At 59.3% G+C, this 22,175-nt stretch carries 25 protein-coding genes; 8 read left to right on the forward strand and 17 right to left on the reverse strand.

Features of this window, described 5'->3' with window-relative positions; translation table 11 throughout:
* The first annotated feature begins 147 nt into the window (after positions 1 to 147).
* Positions 148 to 738, forward strand: a complete 591-nt coding sequence (locus MN186_RS04235) for a Hint domain-containing protein (protein ID WP_242112424.1) — start codon at positions 148 to 150, stop codon at positions 736 to 738.
* Positions 739 to 755: 17 nt separating this feature from the next.
* Here the strand turns inward: MN186_RS04235 and MN186_RS04240 are convergent, their stop codons facing one another.
* From MN186_RS04240 to MN186_RS04275, 8 genes are all read right to left on the reverse strand, one after another.
* Positions 756 to 1,343 (reverse strand): nucleotidyltransferase family protein, encoded by a 588-nt coding sequence (locus tag MN186_RS04240; RefSeq protein WP_242112435.1) that lies wholly within the window; start codon positions 1,341 to 1,343, stop codon positions 756 to 758.
* Between the two features lie 5 nt (positions 1,344 to 1,348).
* Positions 1,349 to 2,704, reverse strand: a complete 1,356-nt coding sequence (locus MN186_RS04245) for a branched-chain amino acid ABC transporter permease (protein WP_242112437.1) — start codon at positions 2,702 to 2,704, stop codon at positions 1,349 to 1,351.
* Positions 2,701 to 3,711, reverse strand: coding sequence for a branched-chain amino acid ABC transporter permease (locus MN186_RS04250; RefSeq protein ID WP_242112444.1), 1,011 nt, complete (start codon positions 3,709 to 3,711; stop codon positions 2,701 to 2,703). The genes MN186_RS04245 and MN186_RS04250 overlap by 4 nt, the downstream gene beginning before the upstream one ends.
* Positions 3,711 to 4,052 (reverse strand): hypothetical protein, encoded by a 342-nt coding sequence (locus tag MN186_RS04255; RefSeq protein ID WP_242112448.1) that lies wholly within the window; start codon positions 4,050 to 4,052, stop codon positions 3,711 to 3,713. Before MN186_RS04255 ends, MN186_RS04250 begins: the two co-directional genes overlap by 1 nt.
* A gap of 2 nt (positions 4,053 to 4,054) precedes the next feature.
* A complete protein-coding gene (locus MN186_RS04260; RefSeq protein WP_242112453.1) occupies positions 4,055 to 4,882 on the reverse strand; it encodes an ABC transporter ATP-binding protein in 828 nt (275 codons plus the stop codon).
* Complete coding sequence (locus tag MN186_RS04265; protein WP_242112455.1) at positions 4,879 to 5,661, reverse strand: ABC transporter ATP-binding protein; 783 nt, start codon at positions 5,659 to 5,661, stop codon at positions 4,879 to 4,881. Before MN186_RS04265 ends, MN186_RS04260 begins: the two co-directional genes overlap by 4 nt.
* 92 nt (positions 5,662 to 5,753) lie before the next feature.
* A complete protein-coding gene (locus tag MN186_RS04270) occupies positions 5,754 to 6,938 on the reverse strand; it encodes an ABC transporter substrate-binding protein (RefSeq protein ID WP_242112465.1) in 1,185 nt (394 codons plus the stop codon).
* Between the two features lie 153 nt (positions 6,939 to 7,091).
* On the reverse strand, positions 7,092 to 8,081 hold the full coding sequence (locus tag MN186_RS04275) for a GlxA family transcriptional regulator (protein WP_242112467.1): 990 nt from the start codon (positions 8,079 to 8,081) through the stop codon (positions 7,092 to 7,094).
* 255 nt (positions 8,082 to 8,336) lie between these two features.
* On the opposite strand from MN186_RS04275, the gene MN186_RS04280 reads away from it, so the two are divergent.
* Positions 8,337 to 9,710 carry a class II 3-deoxy-7-phosphoheptulonate synthase gene (locus tag MN186_RS04280; protein ID WP_242112469.1) on the forward strand — a complete coding sequence of 458 codons (1,374 nt, stop codon included), beginning with the start codon at positions 8,337 to 8,339 and terminating at the stop codon, positions 9,708 to 9,710.
* A 96-nt stretch (positions 9,711 to 9,806) separates the two neighbouring features.
* Here MN186_RS04280 and MN186_RS04285 read toward each other — a convergent pair whose 3' ends face one another.
* Complete coding sequence (locus MN186_RS04285) at positions 9,807 to 10,694, reverse strand: PAS domain-containing protein (RefSeq protein ID WP_242112471.1); 888 nt, start codon at positions 10,692 to 10,694, stop codon at positions 9,807 to 9,809.
* 180 nt (positions 10,695 to 10,874) lie between these two features.
* On the opposite strand from MN186_RS04285, the gene MN186_RS04290 reads away from it, so the two are divergent.
* From MN186_RS04290 to MN186_RS04300, 3 genes are read left to right on the forward strand one after another with little or no spacing between them, the layout of a single operon-like run.
* The gene (locus MN186_RS04290) at positions 10,875 to 11,756 is read left to right on the forward strand and encodes a YicC/YloC family endoribonuclease (RefSeq protein WP_242112472.1); all 882 of its coding nucleotides are present in this window, start codon (positions 10,875 to 10,877) and stop codon (positions 11,754 to 11,756) included.
* A 4-nt stretch (positions 11,757 to 11,760) separates the two neighbouring features.
* Positions 11,761 to 12,417, forward strand: coding sequence for a guanylate kinase (gmk, locus tag MN186_RS04295; protein WP_242112474.1), 657 nt, complete (start codon positions 11,761 to 11,763; stop codon positions 12,415 to 12,417).
* Positions 12,414 to 12,938 (forward strand): gamma carbonic anhydrase family protein, encoded by a 525-nt coding sequence (locus tag MN186_RS04300; RefSeq protein WP_242112479.1) that lies wholly within the window; start codon positions 12,414 to 12,416, stop codon positions 12,936 to 12,938. Before gmk ends, MN186_RS04300 begins: the two co-directional genes overlap by 4 nt.
* A gap of 126 nt (positions 12,939 to 13,064) precedes the next feature.
* Here MN186_RS04300 and MN186_RS04305 read toward each other — a convergent pair whose 3' ends face one another.
* Together MN186_RS04305 and MN186_RS04310 are read right to left on the reverse strand one after the other, a co-directional pair.
* Positions 13,065 to 13,478, reverse strand: a complete 414-nt coding sequence (locus MN186_RS04305; RefSeq protein WP_242112481.1) for a hypothetical protein — start codon at positions 13,476 to 13,478, stop codon at positions 13,065 to 13,067.
* 214 nt (positions 13,479 to 13,692) lie between these two features.
* A complete protein-coding gene (locus tag MN186_RS04310) occupies positions 13,693 to 14,238 on the reverse strand; it encodes a peroxiredoxin (RefSeq protein WP_242112483.1) in 546 nt (181 codons plus the stop codon).
* 269 nt (positions 14,239 to 14,507) lie between these two features.
* Here MN186_RS04310 and lipA point away from each other — a divergent pair, with 269 nt between their 5' ends.
* Positions 14,508 to 15,458, forward strand: a complete 951-nt coding sequence (gene lipA / locus MN186_RS04315; protein WP_242112502.1) for a lipoyl synthase — start codon at positions 14,508 to 14,510, stop codon at positions 15,456 to 15,458.
* A gap of 12 nt (positions 15,459 to 15,470) precedes the next feature.
* Here the strand turns inward: lipA and MN186_RS04320 are convergent, their stop codons facing one another.
* A complete protein-coding gene (locus MN186_RS04320) occupies positions 15,471 to 15,644 on the reverse strand; it encodes a hypothetical protein (protein WP_242112505.1) in 174 nt (57 codons plus the stop codon).
* Positions 15,645 to 15,647: 3 nt separating this feature from the next.
* Positions 15,648 to 16,193, reverse strand: coding sequence for a hypoxanthine phosphoribosyltransferase (gene hpt, locus MN186_RS04325; protein WP_242112508.1), 546 nt, complete (start codon positions 16,191 to 16,193; stop codon positions 15,648 to 15,650).
* Between the two features lie 69 nt (positions 16,194 to 16,262).
* Here hpt and MN186_RS04330 point away from each other — a divergent pair, with 69 nt between their 5' ends.
* On the forward strand, positions 16,263 to 16,727 hold the full coding sequence (locus MN186_RS04330; RefSeq protein ID WP_242112516.1) for a type II toxin-antitoxin system RatA family toxin: 465 nt from the start codon (positions 16,263 to 16,265) through the stop codon (positions 16,725 to 16,727).
* 39 nt (positions 16,728 to 16,766) lie between these two features.
* On the opposite strand, the gene MN186_RS04335 is transcribed toward MN186_RS04330, so the two are convergent.
* The 4 genes from MN186_RS04335 to MN186_RS04350 all read right to left on the reverse strand — a co-directional run bounded on the left by MN186_RS04335 (position 16,767) and on the right by MN186_RS04350 (position 21,514).
* Positions 16,767 to 18,716: a DEAD/DEAH box helicase gene (locus MN186_RS04335; protein ID WP_420838897.1), complete on the reverse strand. Its 1,950-nt coding sequence runs from the start codon at positions 18,714 to 18,716 to the stop codon at positions 16,767 to 16,769.
* Between the two features lie 122 nt (positions 18,717 to 18,838).
* On the reverse strand, positions 18,839 to 19,777 hold the full coding sequence (locus MN186_RS04340; protein ID WP_242112529.1) for a site-specific tyrosine recombinase XerD: 939 nt from the start codon (positions 19,775 to 19,777) through the stop codon (positions 18,839 to 18,841).
* The gene (locus tag MN186_RS04345) at positions 19,774 to 21,306 is read right to left on the reverse strand and encodes a hypothetical protein (protein ID WP_242112539.1); all 1,533 of its coding nucleotides are present in this window, start codon (positions 21,304 to 21,306) and stop codon (positions 19,774 to 19,776) included. The genes MN186_RS04340 and MN186_RS04345 overlap by 4 nt, the downstream gene beginning before the upstream one ends.
* Before the next feature lie 70 nt (positions 21,307 to 21,376).
* Complete coding sequence (locus MN186_RS04350) at positions 21,377 to 21,514, reverse strand: hypothetical protein (protein ID WP_242112541.1); 138 nt, start codon at positions 21,512 to 21,514, stop codon at positions 21,377 to 21,379.
* A gap of 49 nt (positions 21,515 to 21,563) precedes the next feature.
* Here MN186_RS04350 and MN186_RS04355 point away from each other — a divergent pair, with 49 nt between their 5' ends.
* The gene (locus MN186_RS04355) at positions 21,564 to 22,175 is read left to right on the forward strand and encodes a shikimate kinase (protein ID WP_255743723.1); all 612 of its coding nucleotides are present in this window, start codon (positions 21,564 to 21,566) and stop codon (positions 22,173 to 22,175) included.

Below are 22,175 nucleotides of genomic sequence, written 5' to 3' on the forward strand. Positions count from 1 at the left end.
TTCCAATGTGTGAAAGTAATCGGATCCGGCTTGGATCCGGCAGTACATTAAGGGGTAATTGCGTTGAGTTTACGCGACATACGAGTACACGAAACACTCCCGCCTCAGTGGGTGGATTTCACAACAACGTCACCAACCTACGATCCGATGCGGGGGCGTCATTCGCGCCGAGGCATCGCGTCGTCCGGCCTGTCGGCCAACACGCGGGTTGAGACGTTGCGCGGGCAGGTGGCTGCGCGGAATTTGCAGATCGGTGACCAAGTCAAGATCGCGGGCGGTGGTTTCGCGCCCTTGCGATGGGTTGGCACGTCGCGACCACATGACGACACAGGACTGCCGATGCGCAGGCTTACCGCCGATGGGGGCGAGTGCACGACGCTGTTGGCGCCTGATCACCTGGTTCTGATCCGTCACCAACGGGCCGAATTGCTTTTTGGCACGGCTGAGGTCTTGTGTCCTGCCAAATATCTGGGCACCGGCGGAATGTTCAGGTCCGATGCGCACGTCAACCCAGTATTCGTGCATTTGTTATTCGATACCCACGAGATGGTGAAATGCGGTGATGACTGGGTCGAAAGCCTGCGTCCCGACATGGACCGGATTCGCGCCGAGGATCTTGCAACCGCACACGAGATCATCCAGCGGATGCCACGGCTGGCAAGTCGGCAAGGGCTTGCATCTTATATGCACACGCGCCCGGTTCTGGATGAACGTGAGGCACAGATGTTGATCGGCTGATCCCGCGGGGTCAAAGTTCAGGTTCGGTCCAGCCACATCTTCCAATCGTCAGGCGTATCCACATCGAAACAGGCGTGATCGCCGGAAAGGGGCACCAGACCGGTGGGCGCGTCTTTAAGCGCGTGCAAGGCCCCTTGATCGCCGGACAAAGACTTTAGCCTGTTCAAAAAGCGCGCAGGGATCAACACCGGATGGCCGGGTGCGTCGCCACCTGCACCGCGCAGAATGCGCTTTGGATCAAACCTAGTGCAAACCGCCACCAGATCGTCACCTGTTAGGGCCGGCATATCGCCTAACACGATCAGCACGCCTGCGACCCCCTTGGGCAACTGCCCGGTGGCTTGTGACAGGCTGTGGCCCAGGCCAAGCGCCGCATCCGTACATATCAGCGGCGTTGCATCCAGGTTATAGACCACTTGCTGCCGTTCTTGGGCGTCAGGGGGCAGGGCCACGAACACGCGGTGCCCGGTGCGCTGCGCGGCCCTGATGCGGTGTTCCAGCAAGGGCCGTCCGTCGCGCGCGGGCAGAAGCAGCTTGTCGCGCCCCATGCGCCGCGATTGCCCGGCCGCCATCACAAGCACCGCTAGGTTGGGGGCAGGGTCCATGACGACTATTTCTCGGGGATCAGGCCGCGTGGGCTAAAGCGCAACACCAGAAGCAAGATCACCCCCATCGAGAACAACCGCATATGCGCCGCCGAGTCCAGCAGATGCGTTTTCAGGGCAGAGCCGTCCGCCAAGCCTGACGTCACAAGCGTCATCGCCCAATAGCCAATGGGCTCGACCTGAATCCACAGAAACCAGATCAGGAAACCGCCGAGCACCGCGCCCAGATTGTTGCCCGACCCGCCGACGATCACCATTACCCAGATCAGGAAGGTATAGCGCAAGGGTTGATAGGTGCCTGGCGTCAGTTGCCCGTCCAGCGTTGTCATCATCGCGCCCGCCAATCCACACAACGCCGAGCCGAGGATGAAAATCTGCAAATGCCGCCCGGTCACGTTCTTGCCCATCGCCTGGGCTGCAACCTCGTTGTCGCGAATGGCGCGCATCATACGGCCCCAAGGCGAATGCAGCGATAGCTGCGCCAAAACAATCAAGACGATCAGCACGACAGTAAACAGGACCGAATAGGACAGCTTGACCGCGATGGTCGAGGCCGTTGTTACGTTCATGCCCAACGCGTCCGCCTTGGCCACGAAGTCGGCGCTGCGCTGCAAATCGACCTCGTATGGTACAGGGCGCGGCAAGCCGATCACATTCTTCACACCGCGCGCCATCCAGTCTTCGTTCTTGATGATAGCAACGATGATCTCGGCGATGCCAAGCGTGGCGATCGCCAGATAATCAGACCGCAGCCCAAGGGCGGTCTTGCCCACAATCCACGCAGCCCCCGCCGCGAGCAGCCCACCAACAGGCCAAGCCAGCAAGGTCATGTAGCCATGCGCGCGGTAATTGTCCTGCCCACCCGGATTCAAGCCGCCAAGATAGCCGGTTTGGGCAGGGTTCACTGCTTCAACACCGGCCACGCCCGCATCAAATATCCAACGGAACAGGAAGAACCCTGCGATCAGGGTTGCCAGCATGATCAGGTTGCGCCTGCGTCCCTTGGTCATATGCTTGAATTGCCAGATCATCAGCACGATCGTGGCCGCCCCAAGGACCAGCCCGGCAATGATCTTGAAGCCCCCCGCGCTCCAAGCGCCGGGGGTTGGGGGCATCGACACCAGCACCGTGGCCAAGCCACCAAGGGCGACAAACCCCATGACCCCGACATTGAACAGACCCGCATAGCCCCATTGCAGGTTCACCCCCAAAGCCATGACCGCCGAGACCAGCGCCATGTTCAGGATCGCCAGGGACGCATTCCAACTTCCCGCGAAGATCCACCAATCGGTCGAGCCTTGAAGGATGAACAAAAGCGCGACAAGCGCGAACATGAGCGGTGTGCGGATGGACTGGCTCATACCGATTGCCCCCTGAAAAGACCCGTGGGTTTGAACAACAACACAATAATCAGAATAACGAAACTGACCGCGAATTTATAATCGGTGGACATCAATTGGACGAGGCTTGATGGCGCCAGACTTTCCGGCAACAGATAGGTTACAACCTTCTTCCACGCATAGGTCACGCCAACCTCGGAAAAGGCGATGACGAAGCCGCCCGCGATGGCGCCCAGTGGGTTGCCCAGCCCCCCCACGATAGCAGAGGCGAAGATCGGCAAAAGAAGCTGAAAATAGGTGAAAGGTTTGAACGTCTTGTCCAGACCATAAAGGACACCGGCAATGGTGATCAAGCCGGCCACGATCATCCACGTGATCATAACCACCCGTTCGGGGTTGATACCCGACAGAAGCGCCAGATCTTCGTTGTCGGAAAAGGCGCGCATGGATTTCCCGGTGCGCGTCTTGTTCAGAAACCAGAACAGAGCAGCCACGACAATCACGGCGGTCACGATGGTCAGCCCCTGACTGGTCTTGAAAGCCAGCCCTTCGCGAAGCCCCGACCATTCCTTGAAATCGCGTGCGCTGATGATGAACCGCGCACCATCCGCAAACCTTTGATCGTCCGGCCCGATGACGAAGCGCACAAGCCCGTTCATGATGAACATCACCCCCATCGAGGCCATGACAAACACAATTGGTTTGGCTTTCACCCGACGATAGAAGCGATAGACCACCCGATCCGTCGCCAGAAGCATCAGTCCGGTGCCGACGATCCCAAAGGGCAGGGCCAGAAGCGCGGTGGGCAGCGGCGCAATCGACACGCCCATCGACTGAAACCACCACGTCACAAGGATCGTCACCATCGCGCCGAACGCCATGCTGTCACCATGCGCGAAGTTCGAAAATCTGAGGATCCCGTAGATCAGCGTGACCCCCAGCGCGCCCAGTGCCAGCTGGCTGCCATACGCGATGGCGGGTATCAGAACGAAATTGGTCAGCGCCACGACAGCGTTCAGAAAATCCATTAAAACTCTTCCTCACAAGTACCCAGATAGGTGATCGCCGTTGGGCCGTCATTGGAATGTGCGGTGAAGCGCGCTGCGTTCCCGTTGCGCGACAACAGGTATTCGGCGCCGTCCCCGGTAGCAAAGACCGCGGCCAAGCTGCCTTCTCGTTTCACGCCGACGACAGTCAGATCGCCGAAATCGGTGACAAGTTTCGAGGCGTCCAGCTCAGCGGTCAGCGAAAAGCTAGTGTCCTGACATGGCTCGGATTCGTAGCATTCTGTGGTGAAGGTGCAGGTCTGCCCCACGGCGGGCAGGGCCAGCAGCGCGGCACAGGTGGCGGGCAGGGCGATACGATACATCCTCAGCCCCCCAGAAACGATTTGCGGACTTCGGGATCGGCCAGAAGGTCTTTGCCCGTGCCGGTATGCGCATTGGCACCTTGCACCATCACATAGCCCTTGTCAGCGATCTCAAGTGCTTGCCGCGCATTCTGTTCCACCATCAGGATCGAAATGCCGGTGCGCGCCACTTCGATGATCCGGTCGAACAACTCATCCATCACGATGGGGCTGACGCCGGCGGTGGGTTCGTCCAGCATCAACACTTTGGGCTTGGTCATCAGCGCGCGACCCACGGCGACCTGTTGCCGCTGACCGCCCGACAATTCGCCTGCGGCCTGATTGCGTTTTTCATGAAGGATGGGAAACAGCTCGAACACCTGCGCCATGGTGTGCGAGATGTCGTCTTCGCGAATGAAGGCGCCCATTTCCAAATTTTCCTGAACGGTCATCGAGGTAAAGATGTTCTGGGTCTGCGGCACGAACCCCATCCCCTTGCGCACCCGCACTTGTGGGGACAGGTCAGTGATATCCTCGCCATCCAGCCGAACCGAGCCTTGCCGCAGGTTCAGCATCCCGAACACGGCCTTCATGGCGGTGGATTTGCCTGCGCCGTTGGGGCCGACAATCACCGCGATCTCGCCCTTGTCCACGGCGATGGTGCAGTCATGCAGAATATCGGGTCCGGATTTGCCATAACCGCCGGTCATGCTGTCGCCGATCAGAAACGCATCGCCCGTGTGCATCTGGTGGCCGGTCCCGGTCGAGGTGATCAGCGTCCCCTGACCCTTCGGATTGACGATCGAGGCATCCTTGTTACCGCGTTCGTTCTGATAGGGGTTCCCGCTCATGCGCCCACCTTGTCCTTGTTTTTCAGACCCGTGCCCAAATACGCCTCGATCACGTGCTCGTTCGCCTTGATCTCGTCCAGCGTGCCTTGGGCCAGGACTTTGCCTTCGGCCATGCAGATCACCGGGTCACAAAGTCGGTCGATGAAATCCATGTCGTGTTCGATCACGACGAACGTGTATCCGCGTTCTTCGTTCAGGCGTTTGATCGCGTCGGCGATGGTGTATAGCAGCGTGCGGTTCACGCCGGCGCCGACCTCGTCCAGAAAGACGATCCTGGCGTCGACCATCATCGTGCGGCCCAGTTCCAGCAGCTTTTTCTGCCCGCCCGATATTTCGCCAGCGCGCAGGTCGGCGATATGGGAAATTGTCAGAAATTCCAGTACTTCATCGGCTTTTGCGCGCAGGGCACGTTCTTCGTCGGCGATGCGCTTGCGACCAAACCATGTATCCCACAGATTTTCGCCAGATTGCCCACCCGGCACCATCATCAGATTTTCGCGACAGGTCATCGAGCCGAACTCATGCGCGATCTGGAACGTGCGCAAAAGACCTTTGTGAAACAGGTCATGCGGGGGCAGGCCCGTGATATCTTCGCCCGCCATGGTGATCCGGCCTGATGTGGGTTTCAGCACCCCGGCGATCACGTTGAACAAAGTGGTTTTGCCAGCACCATTGGGCCCGATCAGCCCGGTGATCGAGCGTTCCTCGATCCGCATTGTGGCACCATCCACCGCGTGAAAGCCGCCAAAATGCTTGTGAACGTCTTCGATGACGATCATGTGTATCCCCTCTCGCAACTTCAGGTATGCTGCGCAACCTACAGAAACAGCCCGGAAAAATCCGGGCTGCTTCGTTTGCTATATCATCGCGATCAGTGGAATTTGACCGCCTTGATTTCGCCGCCTTCGATTTCGACTTCGCGATAGCTACCGCCGCTTTCGCCAGGGCCGATCAGTTCGACATCCGACCCACCGACATAGTCGATTTCGCCCCCACCGGCGAGGATCTCAAGGGCCTTGCCCAATTCGCCCGGACCAATCGGTTCGCCCGGGGCGTTTGCGATATCCAAGATCGCCTTGCTGACGGCCGCACCGTCGGTTGACCCTGCCGCCTGCATCGCCAAGAGCAATACAGCAGCCGAGTCGTAACCTTCCTTGGCATAGGGCGAAGTGCCATCAAGATCCACGGCCGCAAGCATCTCTTCCAGCTTGCCTGCGCCATCATTGGCCGAGCTTGGGTGCTGACCAAAGCTGCCATCCAAATCGCTGCCGAACTTTTCGGTCAACACGTCCGACACCATGCCGTCGGGCAGGACGAAAGTGTCAAACGCGCCCGTGTCCAGCGACCCTTGGATGATGCCAGAGCCACCCTGATCGGAATAGCCAGCAACCACCAGCGCCTGACCGCCCGCGGAAGCCAGCGCACCGACTTCGGCGGAATAGTCCGCTTTGCCTTCCTCGTGGGCGGCGTTGATGGTCACAGTGCCACCTGCGGCTTCGAATGCGGCGGCGAAGCTGTCGGCAAGACCCTTACCATAGTCGTTGTTGGTATAGGTGACGGCAACTTCGTCAATACCGCGGCCTTTGATGATGTCGGCCATCAACTCGCCTTGGCGGGCGTCTGAAGGGGCCAGACGGAAGAACAGGCCGTTATCTTCGATCGTCGACAAGCCCGGCGACGTGGCCGAGGGCGAGATTTGCACGATCCCGTTGGGCAGCGACACGCTGGTCAGAACTGCACCGGTGGCGCCAGAACACATGGCCCCCACGATGCCCTTGACGCCATCGCTGGTAATCAGGCGTTCCGCCGCAGCCGTTGCCGCCGCTGCATCAACGCAGGTGGCGTCGGCGCGAACGGCGGATACGGTGGAGCCATCCATGAACAAACCGGAATCGTTCACTTCCTGAACCGCAAGTTCGGCACCACCCGCAATGTGGGGCGCCAGCGATTCAAGCGGGCCGGTGAAGCCCAGAAGCACGCCGATCTTCACATCCTCAGCGAAGGCGGCACCGCTCATCAAAGCGGTTGCGGCTGTGGCCATTAGAAACTTTTTCATACTCTCTCTCCCAGTTGGAAAATATCCCGCACTGACACTAGGCAAGCCAATTCAAAAAGGAAAGACCGAACGCAGCGTACAGGGCAAGAAAAGGTCCGATTTCGCAAGGGTTACGCAATAATCAGGTCCGAGCATCCCAGATTACCTGCCAGATCATGCGCCACCTTTGGCTGCATGACTACCGCGTTCACGATAGGGGGTGGTGTCGTAATGGGACCGGTAGCATTTCGAAAAATGCGACGGGCTGGAAAACCCACAGGCCAGTGCGACGTTGATCACGCTCATATCCGTCTGCATCAGCAGGTTGCGCGCCTTTTGCAGGCGCAATTCCATGTAATATCGCTTGGGAGAGCGGTTCAGATAACGGCGAAACAGCCGTTCCAACTGACGAGTAGACATGCCTACATCGGCGGCAAGGATCGAGGGCGAGATCGGTTCTTCGATATTCGCCTCCATCTTCTGGATCACGTCGCTGAGCTTGGGGTGACGCACGCCAATCCTTGTCGGCACCGACAGGCGTTGCGTGTCACGATCGGTGCGGATCGACGTATAGATCTGCTGATCCGCAACGATATTGGCGATATCCTCGCCGTGGTCATCTGCGATTATCTTTAGCATCAGGTCGATTGAAGACGTGCCGCCCGCCGCCGTCATCACCCCGCCGTCGCTAACGAAAATGCGCTTGGTCAGGTGTACATCGTCGAATTCTTCGGCGAAGCTGTCGTGATTTTCCCAGTGGATGGTTGCGCGCTTGTCCTTCAGAAGACCGGCCTTGGCAATAATATAGGCGGCGGTACACAGCCCGGCAATTTGCGCACCACGCCGCGCCTCGCGTCTGAGCCAGCTCAAGAGCTTGGGCGTACAATTGGCTTGCACGTTGACACCTGAGCAGATGACGACCGTATCATCGCGGCGCACCTCGTCCAGATCACTGTCCAGGTTAAACGATGGCCCGGACGATGCGGTGGCCGTCTGCCCGCCTTCGCCCATGATGACCCACTCATACACCCTGCGTCCGGCCGCGCGATTGGCAATTCGCAACGCGTCGACCGCACCCGCAAAGCTGAGCATTGTGAAGCCTTCGACCAAAACAAAGACAAACCGGCGCGGTGCGGCGCTGGTCGCAAGGGGCTTTTGTGGCATCCGAGTCACCTCGCTCAGGTGGGTCAAACAAGTTTGGCAGCGACCACAGCAGGTTTAATCCTGTGCGACAAGGGGGAAACTTCGGCGCCTGTCCAAACTTCCATCGCAGAGCAGGTAATTTGGTTCAGGTCCGACCCGGCTTTGCCGCCTGTGTATAACTATATTTGCACGCCAGCGCCCGGCGCGCTAGAAGAGGCATCTGAACCCGCAGGGCGGGCTCAACCAAAACGAATTATTCAATCACGGAGCAAAGACATGACGGATTGGGACAAGTCGGCCTGGCGCAAGAAGCCTCGGGTGCAGATGCCTGACTATACCGACGCAGCCAAATTGGCCGAGGTCGAGGCACAGCTTGCGAAATATCCCCCGCTGGTCTTTGCGGGCGAGGCGATGCGCCTGCGTGAACAACTTGGCCGCGCATCTCGCGGCGAAGCTTTTTTGTTGCAGGGCGGGGATTGCGCTGAAAGCTTCTCGGATTTTTCAGCCGATGCGATCCGCGATACGTTCAAGGTTATGCTGCAAATGGCGATGGTGCTGACCTATGGCGCCAAGGTGCCGGTGATCAAGGTTGGCCGAATGGCTGGGCAGTTCGCCAAACCACGTTCGGCCCCTACGGAAACCGTGGAAGGTGTGGAACTTCCCAGCTACCGCGGTGACATCATCAATGAGCTTGATTTCACCGAAGCCGCGCGCTTCCCTGACCCGCAGAAGATGTTGCAAGCTTATACGCAGGCGGCGGCAACGCTGAACCTGTTGCGCGCGTTTTCAACCGGCGGTTTGGCGGATGTGCATCAGGTGCATGGCTGGACGTTGGGCTTCACGGAATCGGACGAAGCCGAAAAATATCGTGCGATGGCCGAACGGATTCAGGACACGCTTGATTTCATGCGTGCCGCCGGCGTGGACAGCGACCGGGCTCATACCTTGCAGACGGTGGATTTCTACACTTCGCATGAAGGGCTGTTGCTGGAATATGAAGAAGCGTTGACACGTCTGGACGCAACCACCGGCAAGACCGTTGCAGGGTCAGGCCATATGCTGTGGATCGGCGATCGCACCCGACAGCCTGACGGCGCTCATGTCGAATTCTGTCGCGGTGTCGTGAACCCGATCGGCCTGAAATGCGGGCCGACCACCACCGCCGAGGATCTGAAGGTGCTGATGGCCAAGCTGAACCCGACCAATGATGCGGGCCGCCTGACGCTGATTGCGCGGTTCGGGGCAGGGAAAGTGTCCGAACACCTGCCGCGCCTGATCCAAGCCGTAAAGGAAGAAGGCGCGAATGTCGTCTGGTCTTGTGACCCGATGCACGGCAACACGATCAAATCGGCCACCGGCTACAAGACCCGACCATTTGATTCCGTGCTGAAAGAGGTGCAGGAGTTCTTTGCCGTTCACAAGTCCGAAGGCACGATCCCCGGCGGCGTGCATTTCGAGATGACCGGCGCGGACGTCACCGAATGCACTGGCGGGGTGCGCGCGGTCACGGACGAGGATTTGTCCGACCGCTATCACACCGCCTGCGATCCGCGCCTGAACGCCAGCCAATCGCTGGAACTGGCTTTTTTGGTGGCCGAGGAATTGTCGGCGCTGCGCAGTCAGAGTGCGGCAAACGCCAAGGCGAGCTGACACACGGGTCATCGGTGGACGACAAAAGAAACCCCGGCCTGTTCTGGTCGGGGTTTTTTGCATCTTGTGGGTCGTGTGTGTGAGGTTGGGGCGTCGTCAATCCTGCGGCACAAGACGTAGATGCCCACCGGGGCGCATCTGGGCGTCGGCGTGCGGCGGCTTGCGCGCGCCGTCAAAACTGGCCGCAAGTTCGGCCAGACCCGGAACCGGCACACCGCCGTGACCCGAGGGGCGCATTATGTGGCCCTCTGAGGTTTTGCCTTCGGAGGCGCGAGCGGGGCGGATATCGACGCGGGTGACGCTGGTTCTTGAAGCCTCTTTGTCCGCCTCTGACGTTTTCGATCGGTCGGCGCCACGAATGTCCCAATAACCGGGGCGGGTCATCTCGCGCTTCTGCCTTCGCGCCGCATCGTGGGCAATCTGGGCGGGGGTCGGGTCGACCATTAAAGGGCGCACATCAAGAGTTTGGATAGTGAAACGATGGGGGCCACGCGTCAGGTCGCCATCGACTTGCAACGCGCCCAACATGCGGGTCACCAAGCCCTCGTGATCTTTTAACGGCAATAAGATCATCTGCGCGCTGAGGCTTTTCTGAAACAGTCCGGATTCGTTTTTCAGCGTCAGATTGACCTCGGCCGGCATATCGAAGGCGCGTTCCAAGGCTTCTTGAATCTCGGCGCGGGCGGCGGGGGCGAACAAGGCGGTCAGGGGCATGCCACGGACCTCCATCGACAGGATTTCATTGATCTGCTGACCCGCCAGCCGGATGCGGGCATGGCCGGGTGCGATCCGTTCCAGAACAAAGGCATGGGGTAACTGATCGCCGATCCCGCGCGGATTAATGTCGCTGCGCGCCGGCATCAGTCGCCCGTTGCGTACGCCGTGCCAATAAGCCTCGATCTGCGCGATGGCGGGAAATTTGAGGGTGCGCCGCGCAGAGTCTAACGCAACGACATTTCCATCTTTCAAATACTCAATTTTCATTCTCGTACCCCGCACACACAAAGACATATCATAAAATAAGAGCTAATCAGTGAGGTTGTTCTAAATGTGACCGTTTGTTAACCGTAAATTAGCAATTCCTTAGCGTTCCTTTAATATGCCACATTCCTGACGCAATTTGCATAAAAACTTAGCGAATGGTTAATTCAAATGCTTCATTCCATGACAGGGTTCGCCAGCACGTCAAACGATGACGGGGACTATAGCTGGTCATGGGACTTGCGGTCGGTCAATGCGCGGGGCCTGGATATCAAGATTCGGGTGCCCGATTGGCTGGATGGTCTTGAAGATACGCTGCGCAAGATCTTGAAAGCGTCGGTTGCGCGGGGCAACGTCACCATCAACCTGAAAATCAACCGCCGCGACGATACGGGCGTGCTGGCGCTCAACCCCGAGGGATTGGTTCTTGCACTGGGGCAACTGACCACTATCGCCGCCGAGGCTGAAGCCCGCGGATTGCCCGTTGCCACTGTCCAACCCACTGAAATCGCTGCAATGCGCGGCGTGCTGGAACAGCGCGCCTTGGGGGCCGAGGACACCGCCCCGCTGCTGGCGGCGCTCAAGGCCGAATTGCCCGGTCTGATCGACCAATTCCTGGCCTCGCGGGCGCAGGAAGGGGCGGCGCTGACGCAGGTGCTGTCCGACCAAATCGACGAGGTCGCGCGCCTTGTCACCGCCGCCGAGGCGCTGCTGGACGCCCGCAAAGGCGCACAGATTGCCGGCCTACGCGACGCGTTGGCGCGGGTGATGGACAACACCGAAGCCGCCGACGCGGATCGCGTTGCGCAAGAACTCGCCATGATCGCCGTCAAGACAGACGTACGCGAGGAAATCGACCGGCTGAAGGCCCATATCGACGCAGCCCGCGGACATCTGACGGCCGATCACCCGGTGGGCCGTAAGCTCGGTTTTTTGATGCAGGAATTCAATCGCGAGGCCAACACCCTGTGTTCAAAGGCGCAATTCAAAGACCTGACCGCCATTGGCCTTGACCTGAAGCACGTCATAGATCAGATGCGCGAACAGGTTCAGAACGTGGAGTAGTGACATGAGCGCCCCGAACAACCAGCGACGCGGCCTTCTTATTATCCTGTCATCGCCATCGGGTGCCGGGAAATCGACACTGGCGCGACGGCTGATGGACTGGGATTCGACGCTCAGTTTCTCGGTCTCGGCAACCACCCGCGCGCCGCGTGACGGCGAGGTGGACGGCCAGCATTACCATTTCGTGGACGAGGCCAAGTTCAAGGATATGGTCATACAAGGCGAGATGTTGGAACACGCCCACGTCTTCGGCAATTTCTATGGCTCGCCCGCGGAACCTGTGCGCAAAGCCATTGAAAGCGGCAAGGATGTTTTGTTTGACGTCGACTGGCAGGGCGAAGTGCAGATCCGCAATTCGTCCATGGCGTCGCATTCGCTGTCGATCTTCATTCTGCCGCCTTCCATCACCGAACTGCGGGCCCGTCTGGTTGGACGTGGGCAGGACAGCGATGACGTGATCCAGAAACGCATGCAGAAAAGCTGGGACGAGATCAGTCATTGGGGCAGTTATGACTATGTGCTGATCAATGACGATCTGGAAGAAACCGCGCAAAAGTTGATCACCATCGTGAACGCCACACGCCAGCGCCGCAATCAGCAACCCGGTTTGCTGGCTCATGTGCGCAAGTTGCAGGCTGAGTTTGAGGAGGGACGCGAATGATCTATGAATTGGACGGAATTTCACCTGACATCGCTGACGACGCTTTCATCGCGCCCGACGCCAACCTGATTGGCAAGGTGCGGATCGGCGCGCGCGCCTCGGTCTGGTTTGGATCGACCCTGCGGGGGGACAACGAGTTGATCGACGTGGGCGCGGGCACCAACGTGCAGGAAAACTGCGTCTTTCACACCGATATGGGCTTCCCCCTGACCATCGGTGAAAACGTCACGGTCGGCCACAAAGTGCTTCTGCACGGCTGCACCATCGGCGACGGCAGCCTGATCGGCATGAACGCGACCGTGATGAACGGGGCGGTGATTGGCAATAACTGCTTAATCGGGGCAGGGGCGTTGGTGACGGAAGGCAAGGTGATCCCGGATGGATCAATGGTTCTGGGCGCGCCCGGCAAAGTGGTGCGAGATCTGGATGCAGCGACGATCAAGGGGCTGTATGAGTCTGCTGTGCACTATCAGAAAAACGCGGCGCGGTTCTTGAAGGGGTTGAAGGGGGTTGGTGGATAGGTGCGTATAGATTTGAAAAAAGCCCGGCCCTATCATTCTTTCTCGGCTGCAATGCCCATTACCTTGATGCCCAATAGCTTGTGAAGCGAGCTTCAGCTACTGGGCATACTACGGCGCGCAGGGTCGTTAATACTTTACGACGGTGCCAGTTCCAGTTCGACCTCCCCAACTGAGGGCGCGAACTTTCACTTCGGAAATGACAACATTGATAACGGCATCCCCACCCAGTTTTGCGGCGGATGCTTTCAACCGCTCCTTTACCTGTTCGATAGTCGGATCTGCGTTAAACGCGGTTGTCTTATTCACGGCAACTTTGACATCTTGGATAACAGTGTAGTCCTGCCCTGCAGTGCTGTCGGCAAACAGCTGGATTTGATCCGCTGTTTTGGGCGCGGAGGGCGCTGCAGCAGTTTTCTGAGCTTGAACCGATGCGTTGGCTTGGGTGCCTTTGATGCCGTCCTCTTCCCAAGTTGCTGAACATGCGCTCATCGCCAAAACTGATGCCAAGACGATACCCGACTTCAAAATCCGATCCTTCATCTACTATTCCTTCTTTTTCGTATTAATCACATGGATAGAAGCAGTTACCAATCACGTACGTATTGAGCAAGGTGGGTTCTTGCAGTTCGCTGCACAGCATCAACTCCCGTTTTTCTGTGCAAAAAGGCAAGGCATCCGGTTGTTGTCGCTCTATCAAAAAAGACTAGGGCCGCTGATCACAGCGGCCCTTTTCTATCTGTCAGTCTGAAACGCTTTAAGCGACCTTTTCGCCGGCCTCTTTCAGCCAGGCCATAACGGTCTCGGGTGCGCTTTCGCCATAGGGGTCTTCGCCGTGGTTGTCGCAGCGACCCGGCTCTTCGAACCATGCTTCGACCACACCATCGTTGATGACTGCGGCATAGCGCCACGAGCGGGCACCGAAGCCAAGGTTGTCCTTGTTGACCAGCATCCCCATGCCGCGGGTGAATTCGCCCGAGCCGTCGGGGATGACCTTGACGTTCTCAAGTTCCTGGTTGCGGGCCCATGCGTTCATGACGAAGCTGTCATTGACGGACATGCAATAGATCTCGTCGATGCCTTGGGCACGGAAGTCGTCAGCACCGTTTTCAAAGCCCGGCAGCTGGTAGGTCGAGCATGTGGGCGTGAACGCGCCGGGCAGCGAGAACAGCACAACGCGCTTGCCTTTGAAGTAATCGTCCGAGGTCATGTCCTGCCAGCGGAAGGGGTTGGGGCCTTCGATGCTATCATCCCTAACGCGGGTGCGGAAAGTGATACTGGGAACGCGAACGCCAGCTTGCATGTCTAAAATCCTTCTGTCTGAGCGCGCGCAGAATCACGCGACGCGGGTTGGTCGTTTGTTAGAACGATTCCAAATGGGGCTCAACCGGGATTTTACAAGGAGTCATTGCGCGACGGCGGCGAAAAGGCGCAGGGTAGTGGTCGGGAAATACGGCGCGACCGCCTAAGACCGCCATGCGCTGAACGCAAGTCAGCCATGCGGCTTTCAAGGTGACTCGGCGCTGTGATCGCGTTATACGTCACCAAGCCATTCCCGCTGCGGAGGAAACCATGCGTGATCTGAAAATTCCTGAAAGCCGTCATCCTGAAAAGGCACATCGCCCGGATAACGCCCAGCCGAAGAAACCCAGCTGGATTCGCGTGAAAGCACCCGGCGGCAAAGGGTATGCCGAAACGCACAGGATCATGCGCGAAAACAACCTGGCCACCGTCTGCGAAGAAGCCGCATGCCCCAATGCCGGCGAATGCTGGAGCCAAGGCCACGCCACCATGATGATCATGGGCGAGATCTGCACCCGCGGCTGCACCTTCTGCAACGTCGCCACCGGACGACCCGACGATCTGGACGCCTTTGAACCGGGGCGTGTGGCGCATGCTGTCAAGAAACTGGGACTGAACCACGTGGTGATCACCTCGGTTGACCGGGACGATCTGAAAGACGGCGGTGCAGATCATTTCGCGCAAACCATCCGCGCCATTCGCCACCAGTCGCCCGCAACGACGATCGAGATTTTGACGCCGGATTTCCTGAAATGCGAGTCTTCCGTTTTGGAAACCGTGGTCGAGGCACGACCCGATGTGTTCAACCACAACCTTGAAACTGTGCCAGGCCTGTATCCGCAGGTGCGCCCCGGCGCGCGGTATTTCCATTCGCTGCGCCTGTTGCAGCGGGTGAAAGAGCTGGACCCGGCGATGTTCACCAAATCCGGCATAATGGTCGGTCTTGGCGAAGATCGTCAGGGCGTTTTGCAGGTCATGGACGACATGCGCGCCGCCGATATCGACTTTCTGACCATTGGCCAATACCTGCAACCGACTCCGAAACACCACGCGGTGGAACGCTTCGTGCATCCCGACGAGTTCAAGGATTACGAGACCGCAGCTTACGGCAAGGGTTTCCTGATGGTGTCGTCGACGCCGCTTACCCGATCATCCTATCACGCAGGAGATGACTTCGCGCAGCTTCGCGCAGCACGTGAGGCGCAGCTGGCAAACGGTTGATAATTAATAAATTTACGGCCTAAACCGTAGTCGTTCGATCTGCATCCAGTCGGGGGTGCCGAAGAGTTTTTCAATCACCACCAGCAGCAAACAGATCGCTAAGACGAAAAACACAAGCTTCACCCGTTTTGCCGAAGGCGGGCGGCGCGCCCATCGCGACATGCGCATGAACCAACGCGGGTTCATGCCTCAGCCTTCATCCAGAAACCGCACTTTACCGATATGGGGCAGGTTGCGGTCGCGCTGTGCAAAGTCAATGCCGTAGCCCACGACGAACTCATCAGGGATTTCAAAACCGGTCCAGTCGGCACTGATATCGACCTCGCGCCGGGACGGTTTATCAAGCAAGGCAATGGTTTTCAGCTTGCGCGGGGATCTAGCTTTCAGCAGTCCGACGACGTGTTTCAAGGTGAAGCCGGTGTCGACAATGTCTTCGACGACAAGTACGTCGCGCCCTGCAATCTCGCCTCGCAAGTCCTTGAGAATACGGACTTCCCGACTGCTTTCGGTACCATCACCATAGGACGAGGCCTCAAGAAAATCGACCTCGACCGGCAGATCCAATTCACGCACCACGTCCGCGATGAAGACAAAGGATCCACGCAGAAGGCCCACCACCACCAGCTTTTCGGTGTCGCTGAATTCATCCTGAATATCCTGCGACAATTCTTCGACCCGCGCCGCGATTTGTTTGGCCGAGATCATCATATCAATGACATATGGACGCTGTGCCATGTGTTCCCCCTTGATTTCCGGTCGTATTCCTAAGACATACGCAGCGAAGTGAGAAGGGGAAACCTCATCATGCCGACACATGGGGAAAAGCGCACCATGCCATACACGGCCGATCAGATGTATGATCTGGTCGCAGATGTTGGGCGATACCCCGAATTTCTGCCGTGGAATTCAGCCGCACGGGTGCGGCGGGTGACGCCACAGCCCGATGGGCGTGACCTGATGGATGCCGATCTGGTGATCAGTTTCAAGGTGTTCCGCGAACGTTTTGCCAGCCGCGTCTGGTTGGACAAGGACGCGCGGCGAATTGATACAGAATACCTTGACGGACCGTTCAAGTATTTGAAATCATATTGGATTTTTACCCCCGCAGACGGCGGCTGCGAGGTTGAATTCTTCGTGGATTTCGAATTCAAAAGCGTAATTCTGCAAAAGGTAATCGGGCTAGTCTTTAACGAAGCGATGCAGCGCATCGTCGCCGCGTTCGAAGCGCGCGCGGCCCAGCTTTACGACCCCCAGAACAACACCGTCTGATCCAGGGGCAAGCGCGACGTGCCGCATGGCACGCGCGATCTAGCCTTTGCGCCGCTTGGGGGCCGCATCGCCGCCCTTGGCTTTCGCAACAGCTTTGGCCGCCGCCCGCGCCCGGTTTTTCTTGCTGGAGGCTTTACCCTTCGGCGGTGGCGGTCCCTTCTTGTCGTCGGTGGGCCGCTTGCCCTTGGGCTTGTCATCATCATGTTTGGACGCTTTGCGAGGTTTCCGATCCTCGTCCTTTGTCTTGGCATAGGCTTTGATCGGGCGATCTGCGTCCTTGTCGTCTTTCCACTTATGCTTGGGGTTGGGCTTGCGATCGGACGGCGCAGCACTTTTGGCCGGGCCTTTGCGGTGGGGCTTTGGTTCTACCTTATCGAATTTGCGTGGCTTGCCGCGCGGCGCAGGCTTGCCGGCGCGCGCCAGGTCGGGCGGGGTGTCCAATTGATTGACCCCAAAGCCCTCGATCGACATGCCGGTGCCGATGGACGACAGGAAGCCGGGGACCTTATCTGCTTTCACTTCGAAGAACGACTGGTCGTCTTGCAGACGGATCGCGCCTATATCGCCGCGCGACATGCCGCCGGCTTTGCAAAGCATGGGCAACAGGTGGCGCGGGTCCGCCCCCTGATTGCGCCCCTTGGCAAGGGTGAACCAGACGCTTGGCCCGAAGGGTTCACGCTTTTCCGGTTTGGCGTTGGCGGGGGACAGTTCCTCGGGCGCGGCGTGGGCCGTGTGGTAAAGCTTCAGATACGCGGCCGCAAGTTGTGCTGGGGTGAAGGTTTCCACCAATTCCTCGGCCAAGGCAGCCTCGTTCGCGGTGGGTTCCTGCGCCCAGACCTCATCAGCCAGAATCCGTTTCTGATCCTCGGCCTGCACCTCTTGCGCCGAAGGGGCAGGGCCCCAATCAGCGGACAGCTTGGCAAAGCGCAGCAGGCGTTCGGCCTTCTTGCGCGCGACCGGCGGCACGATCAGCACGCTGACCCCTTTGCGCCCGGCACGCCCGGTGCGGCCCGATCTGTGCAGAAGGGTTTCGTGGTTGTTGGGCAGTTCGGCATGGATCACCAGATCCAGCTTCGGCAGGTCGATCCCGCGCGCGGCCACATCTGTGGCCACACATATCCGCGCCCGTCCGTCCCGCATAGATTGCAGCGCGTTCGACCGTTCGTTCTGGGTCAACTCACCGGACAGCGCCACGACCGAGAAGCCCCGGTTCGACAGGCGCGTCGCCAGCCGGCTGACCATCGCGCGGGTGTTGCAGAAGATGAGCGCATTTGGTGCCTCGAAGAAGCGCAGCACGTTGATGATCGCGTTCTCGCCATCACGCGGGGCAACTGCCATCGCGCGGTATTCGATATCGCTGTGCTGGCTTTTCTCGGCCACCGTTGTCACACGGTGCGCGTCTTTCTGATAACGCGCGGCAAGGGTCGCGATGCTTTTAGGCACGGTCGCCGAAAACAGCAGGGTTTGGCGATCTTCGGGGGTTTCGTCCAGAATGAACTCTAGGTCTTCGCGAAAGCCCAGATCCAGCATCTCGTCCGCTTCGTCCAGCACCACGCTGCGCAGCGCCGACAGGTCGATCGAGCCACGCATGACGTGGTCACGCAGACGCCCGGGGGTTGCGACAACGATATGGGCACCGCGGGCCAGGGCGCGACGTTCATCGCGCATGTCCATCCCACCCACGCAGGACGCCACAACCGCGCCGGTCTTGGCAAACAGCCAAATCAGCTCGCGTTTCACCTGCATCGCCAGCTCGCGCGTCGGCGCGATGACCAGCCCCAGCGGGCTTGCGGCGGGTCCGAACTGGTCGTCATCCCCCAATAGAACAGGCGCAATGGCAAGGCCGAAGCCCACCGTCTTGCCCGATCCGGTCTGGGCCGACACCAACAGGTCCGCGCCTAGCAAATCAGGGTCGGACACGGCGGTCTGGACTTGGGTCAGGGTGTCATATCCACGCTCGGCAAGCGCGTCAGAGATAGGCTGTTTCACGGTTCGTCGATTCTGTTGTTTCATAGGGGTAGGTCGGGCGGCCCATCCTACGGGCCTGTAGGAAGAGGTGCGAAAGCGGGCTGATAACCTGTTCGCCCCCGAATGTATAGCGCAATAACGTCTCAGTCCGGTTCTGCCAACGGATGATGGGTCAGCACCAAGTCTTTCAGCCGTTCTTCCAGCACATGCGTATAAATCTCGGTGGTCGAGATGTCGGCGTGGCCCAAAAGCGTCTGGATCGAGCGCAGATCGGCCCCATGCGCCAGAAGATGGGTGGCAAAGGCATGGCGCAAACGGTGCGGCGTAACCGCGTCGGGCGCGACGCCGGCGGCCAAAGCAATCTCTTTGATCAGGCCGTAGAAACGATGCCGGGTCAGGTGGCCGCTTTGTCCCGTTGATGGAAACAGAAAGGGCGGGGGCTTGGTGCCTTTCTGAACCCGCGCGTCCTCCTCGGCGGTGTCGCGCGCGTCCAGCCAGACGACCAGCGCATCGCGGGCCGGGGCGGACAGCGGGACCATCCGCTCCTTGCCGCCCTTGCCCTTGACCAGCAGCATATGCGGTTCGCCCCTTGCGGCGGCGACGGGCAGGGTGACAAGCTCGCTGACCCGCATCCCGGTGGCATAGAGAAGCTCCATCAGGCAAGTGTTGCGCAGCTTGTCCATCGGGCTGCGGCCATGGGTGCGCGCGGTGGTCAACAGTGCCTCGACCTGATCTTCACTCAGGATTTTCGGCAGGGATTTCGACCGACCGGGCCCCTTGATCTTGATCGCCGGGTTGTCCTTGCGCCAGCCTTCTTCATAGGCAAAACGATAAAGCTGCTTGATCGCGGACAGTCGGCGGGCGCGGGTGGACTGGGCCAGCCCCATCGTATCGCAATCGACCATGAAGGCCTCGATATCGGCGCGGGTGATGGCGGCAAAATTCAGCCCCTTGTCACCTGCAAACTCGGCAAAGCCCTTGAGGTCGCGGCCATAGGCCAGAAGGGTGTTCTCTGACGCGTCAAGCTCGGCCGCCTGTGCTTCCAGAAACGTCGAAATCCAGCGGGCGTGATCGGCGTTCATCCGCGCCTCTCAAGGATCAGGAATTCAAGTGCTGCCTGCCGCGCAAGCTGTTCCAGACCAACATGGCGAAACAGCGCCAGTGCGTCGGTCAACTCGTCCAGATTGCCGGTGCGGCCATTGGTGAACAGGGCGATGGCGCGCAAGATCGCTTCGCCCAGCCGGTCCTGCCCGACAAGCGATTGCAGGCGCACGGGCAGGGTGGTGGCGGTGAATCCTTCCAGCACCGCGCGGCTCTTGTCATCGATGGGCGCAAGGCTTGATACCTGACCCCGCGCAAGGCCCAGAAGGATCGTGGCAAGCGGATCGTCTGGGCGCGGAGTCGCGTCGTTGGCGACCGCTTCGAACCGGTCAGACAAAAGCCCCATACGCAGCGCAATATCGCCCGCATCCCCCGGCAGGTTGCGCGCGGCCAGATCGGCACCGAACACTTGTGCGAACGGCACTTCCAAGCCGATTTCTTCCAAATGCGGCCAAAGGTCCAAAACTGCGCGGGCCAGCCGATTGTCATCATCATCGGCCAAAGCCTGTTCGACTTTGTTCACCGCGCTCATCCGGTCCCAGATCCCGCCCGATGCGGCCGGTTTGCGTTCGGAATACAGACCAAGAAGCTGGTTGTCCTGCACTGCGCCATAGCGCGCCAGACGCTCTCCCGCTTGGGCGCGGGCCTTCCAACCAATATTGGCGCGCAGATCGGCCTGCGCGAAAGCCAGCGGCAGGGACGATGTTTCGATATGCAGCCCGATGGCCTCGAACATGCGAAAGGTGAGGGGTGAGGGATGGTCGGGCCGTGGCAGATCCTCTTCCCCCTCGAACAATTCGGGGTCAAGGAATCGCGCCAGCAGCGCGTCGTCTTCATCGCTGATATAGCCCAACGCGCGACCTGTTTCCAAGGTCAGAACAGCCGCGTCCCAATCACCGCTGCGGGCAAGGCAAAAGACGCGGGCAGTAAAAGTGGGGCTAAGATCAGGCGTCGCGCGCAGTGTCGTGCATTGCTGGTCTTCGTTGCCCATCAGAAGAGCGGTGTCGAACGCGCGGCGAAACACGCGCGGGTTCACGGACCCGGCGCGGGACAGAAGTGCCTCGGCCTGATCCAGAGCGCCAACGGACAGAAGCCGGTCAACGCGGGCCAAGAACAGCCGATCTTCGGCGGCGCTGGAGCCCTTGGGGGGATCAAGCTCGGCCAACATAAGGCGCATCAGGAAGTCCTGCATCGCAGGCAGTAAATCCAGATCAAGCGCAGAGATACGGCGCGCCAGATCATCCGGGCGCGACATGCCCCAGAGATCACGCGGCAAACCGGTGACGATATGCGGCAACAGACCGACCGCGTCCAGCACAGGCGTTTTCAGCAAGGTCATCGTCACCTCGGCGACCGAAGCACCGGTGCTGGTGGCGGGTTCATCCAGCGCGGGCGGCAATATAGCATTATCCGACGATGGCGGAGGCAGGGCGATGCTGTCTGACAACCAATCGATGGCCGACAGGGGGCGCGACCCTTCAGCCACTTGCGCATACGCTGCGGGTGCCATCCCAATCAGCAGATACAAGACAGCGCCGCTCAGACAGGCAGCGCCCCTATGTCTACTGGCAACGGGCATGTTAGCCGCCATCCAAGGTCACGGTGCTGCTTTGCGGTGCTGTGCGCGGCTCCATATCCCCGAAGAACGCGAATCCCGTCAGCCCGATAAAGCCGACAATCGCCAAGAAAAGTAAAAGCTTGATCAAGCGGATCAGCATGTCATTCCACCCATTTTCTGCCTCAAGTGGTGTTTTGTTGGATTTATATATGGCATTTCCAGCAAGATCACGCCATTCAGGAAAGAAATTTGAATTTGGGCAAGTGGACGCCGTTTTGGCCTTCAAGGTGAAGAAATCCATCGTCATGGTGGGCATGATGGGCGCGGGCAAGACCGCGGTGGGGCAAGCTGTCGCCAACCGGCTGCGCGTGCCGTTCTTGGACAGCGACGAAGAGATCGTGCGCGCCGCGAACATGTCGATTTCAGAGATTTTCGAACGCGACGGCGAAGATTTCTTCCGCGACCGCGAGGCCGAGGTGATCGGGCGGCTTTTGGATACCGAACGCGCGGTTCTGTCCACAGGCGGCGGCGCCTTCATGTCCGCGCGCAACCGCGCCATGATCGCGGAACGCGGTGTGGCGGTATGGTTGAAGGCTGATCTTGAACTGCTTTGGGCCCGCGTGCGTCACAAAGACACGCGCCCGTTGCTGCGCACGCCCGATCCCAAGGCGACATTGACCCAGATCTATGACGCCCGCGTTCCGATCTATGCCAAGGCCGATTTATCGGTTGCGGCACAGCCCGGTTATTCCATTGCCGACATGGCGGACGCAGTGGTTCAGGCACTGCTGACCCGCCCCGACGTGCTTGAGGAGACCTGA

This window comes from Aliiroseovarius sediminis (genome assembly GCF_022678485.1).
GTDB classification, from domain to species: Bacteria; Pseudomonadota; Alphaproteobacteria; order Rhodobacterales; family Rhodobacteraceae; genus Aliiroseovarius; species Aliiroseovarius sediminis.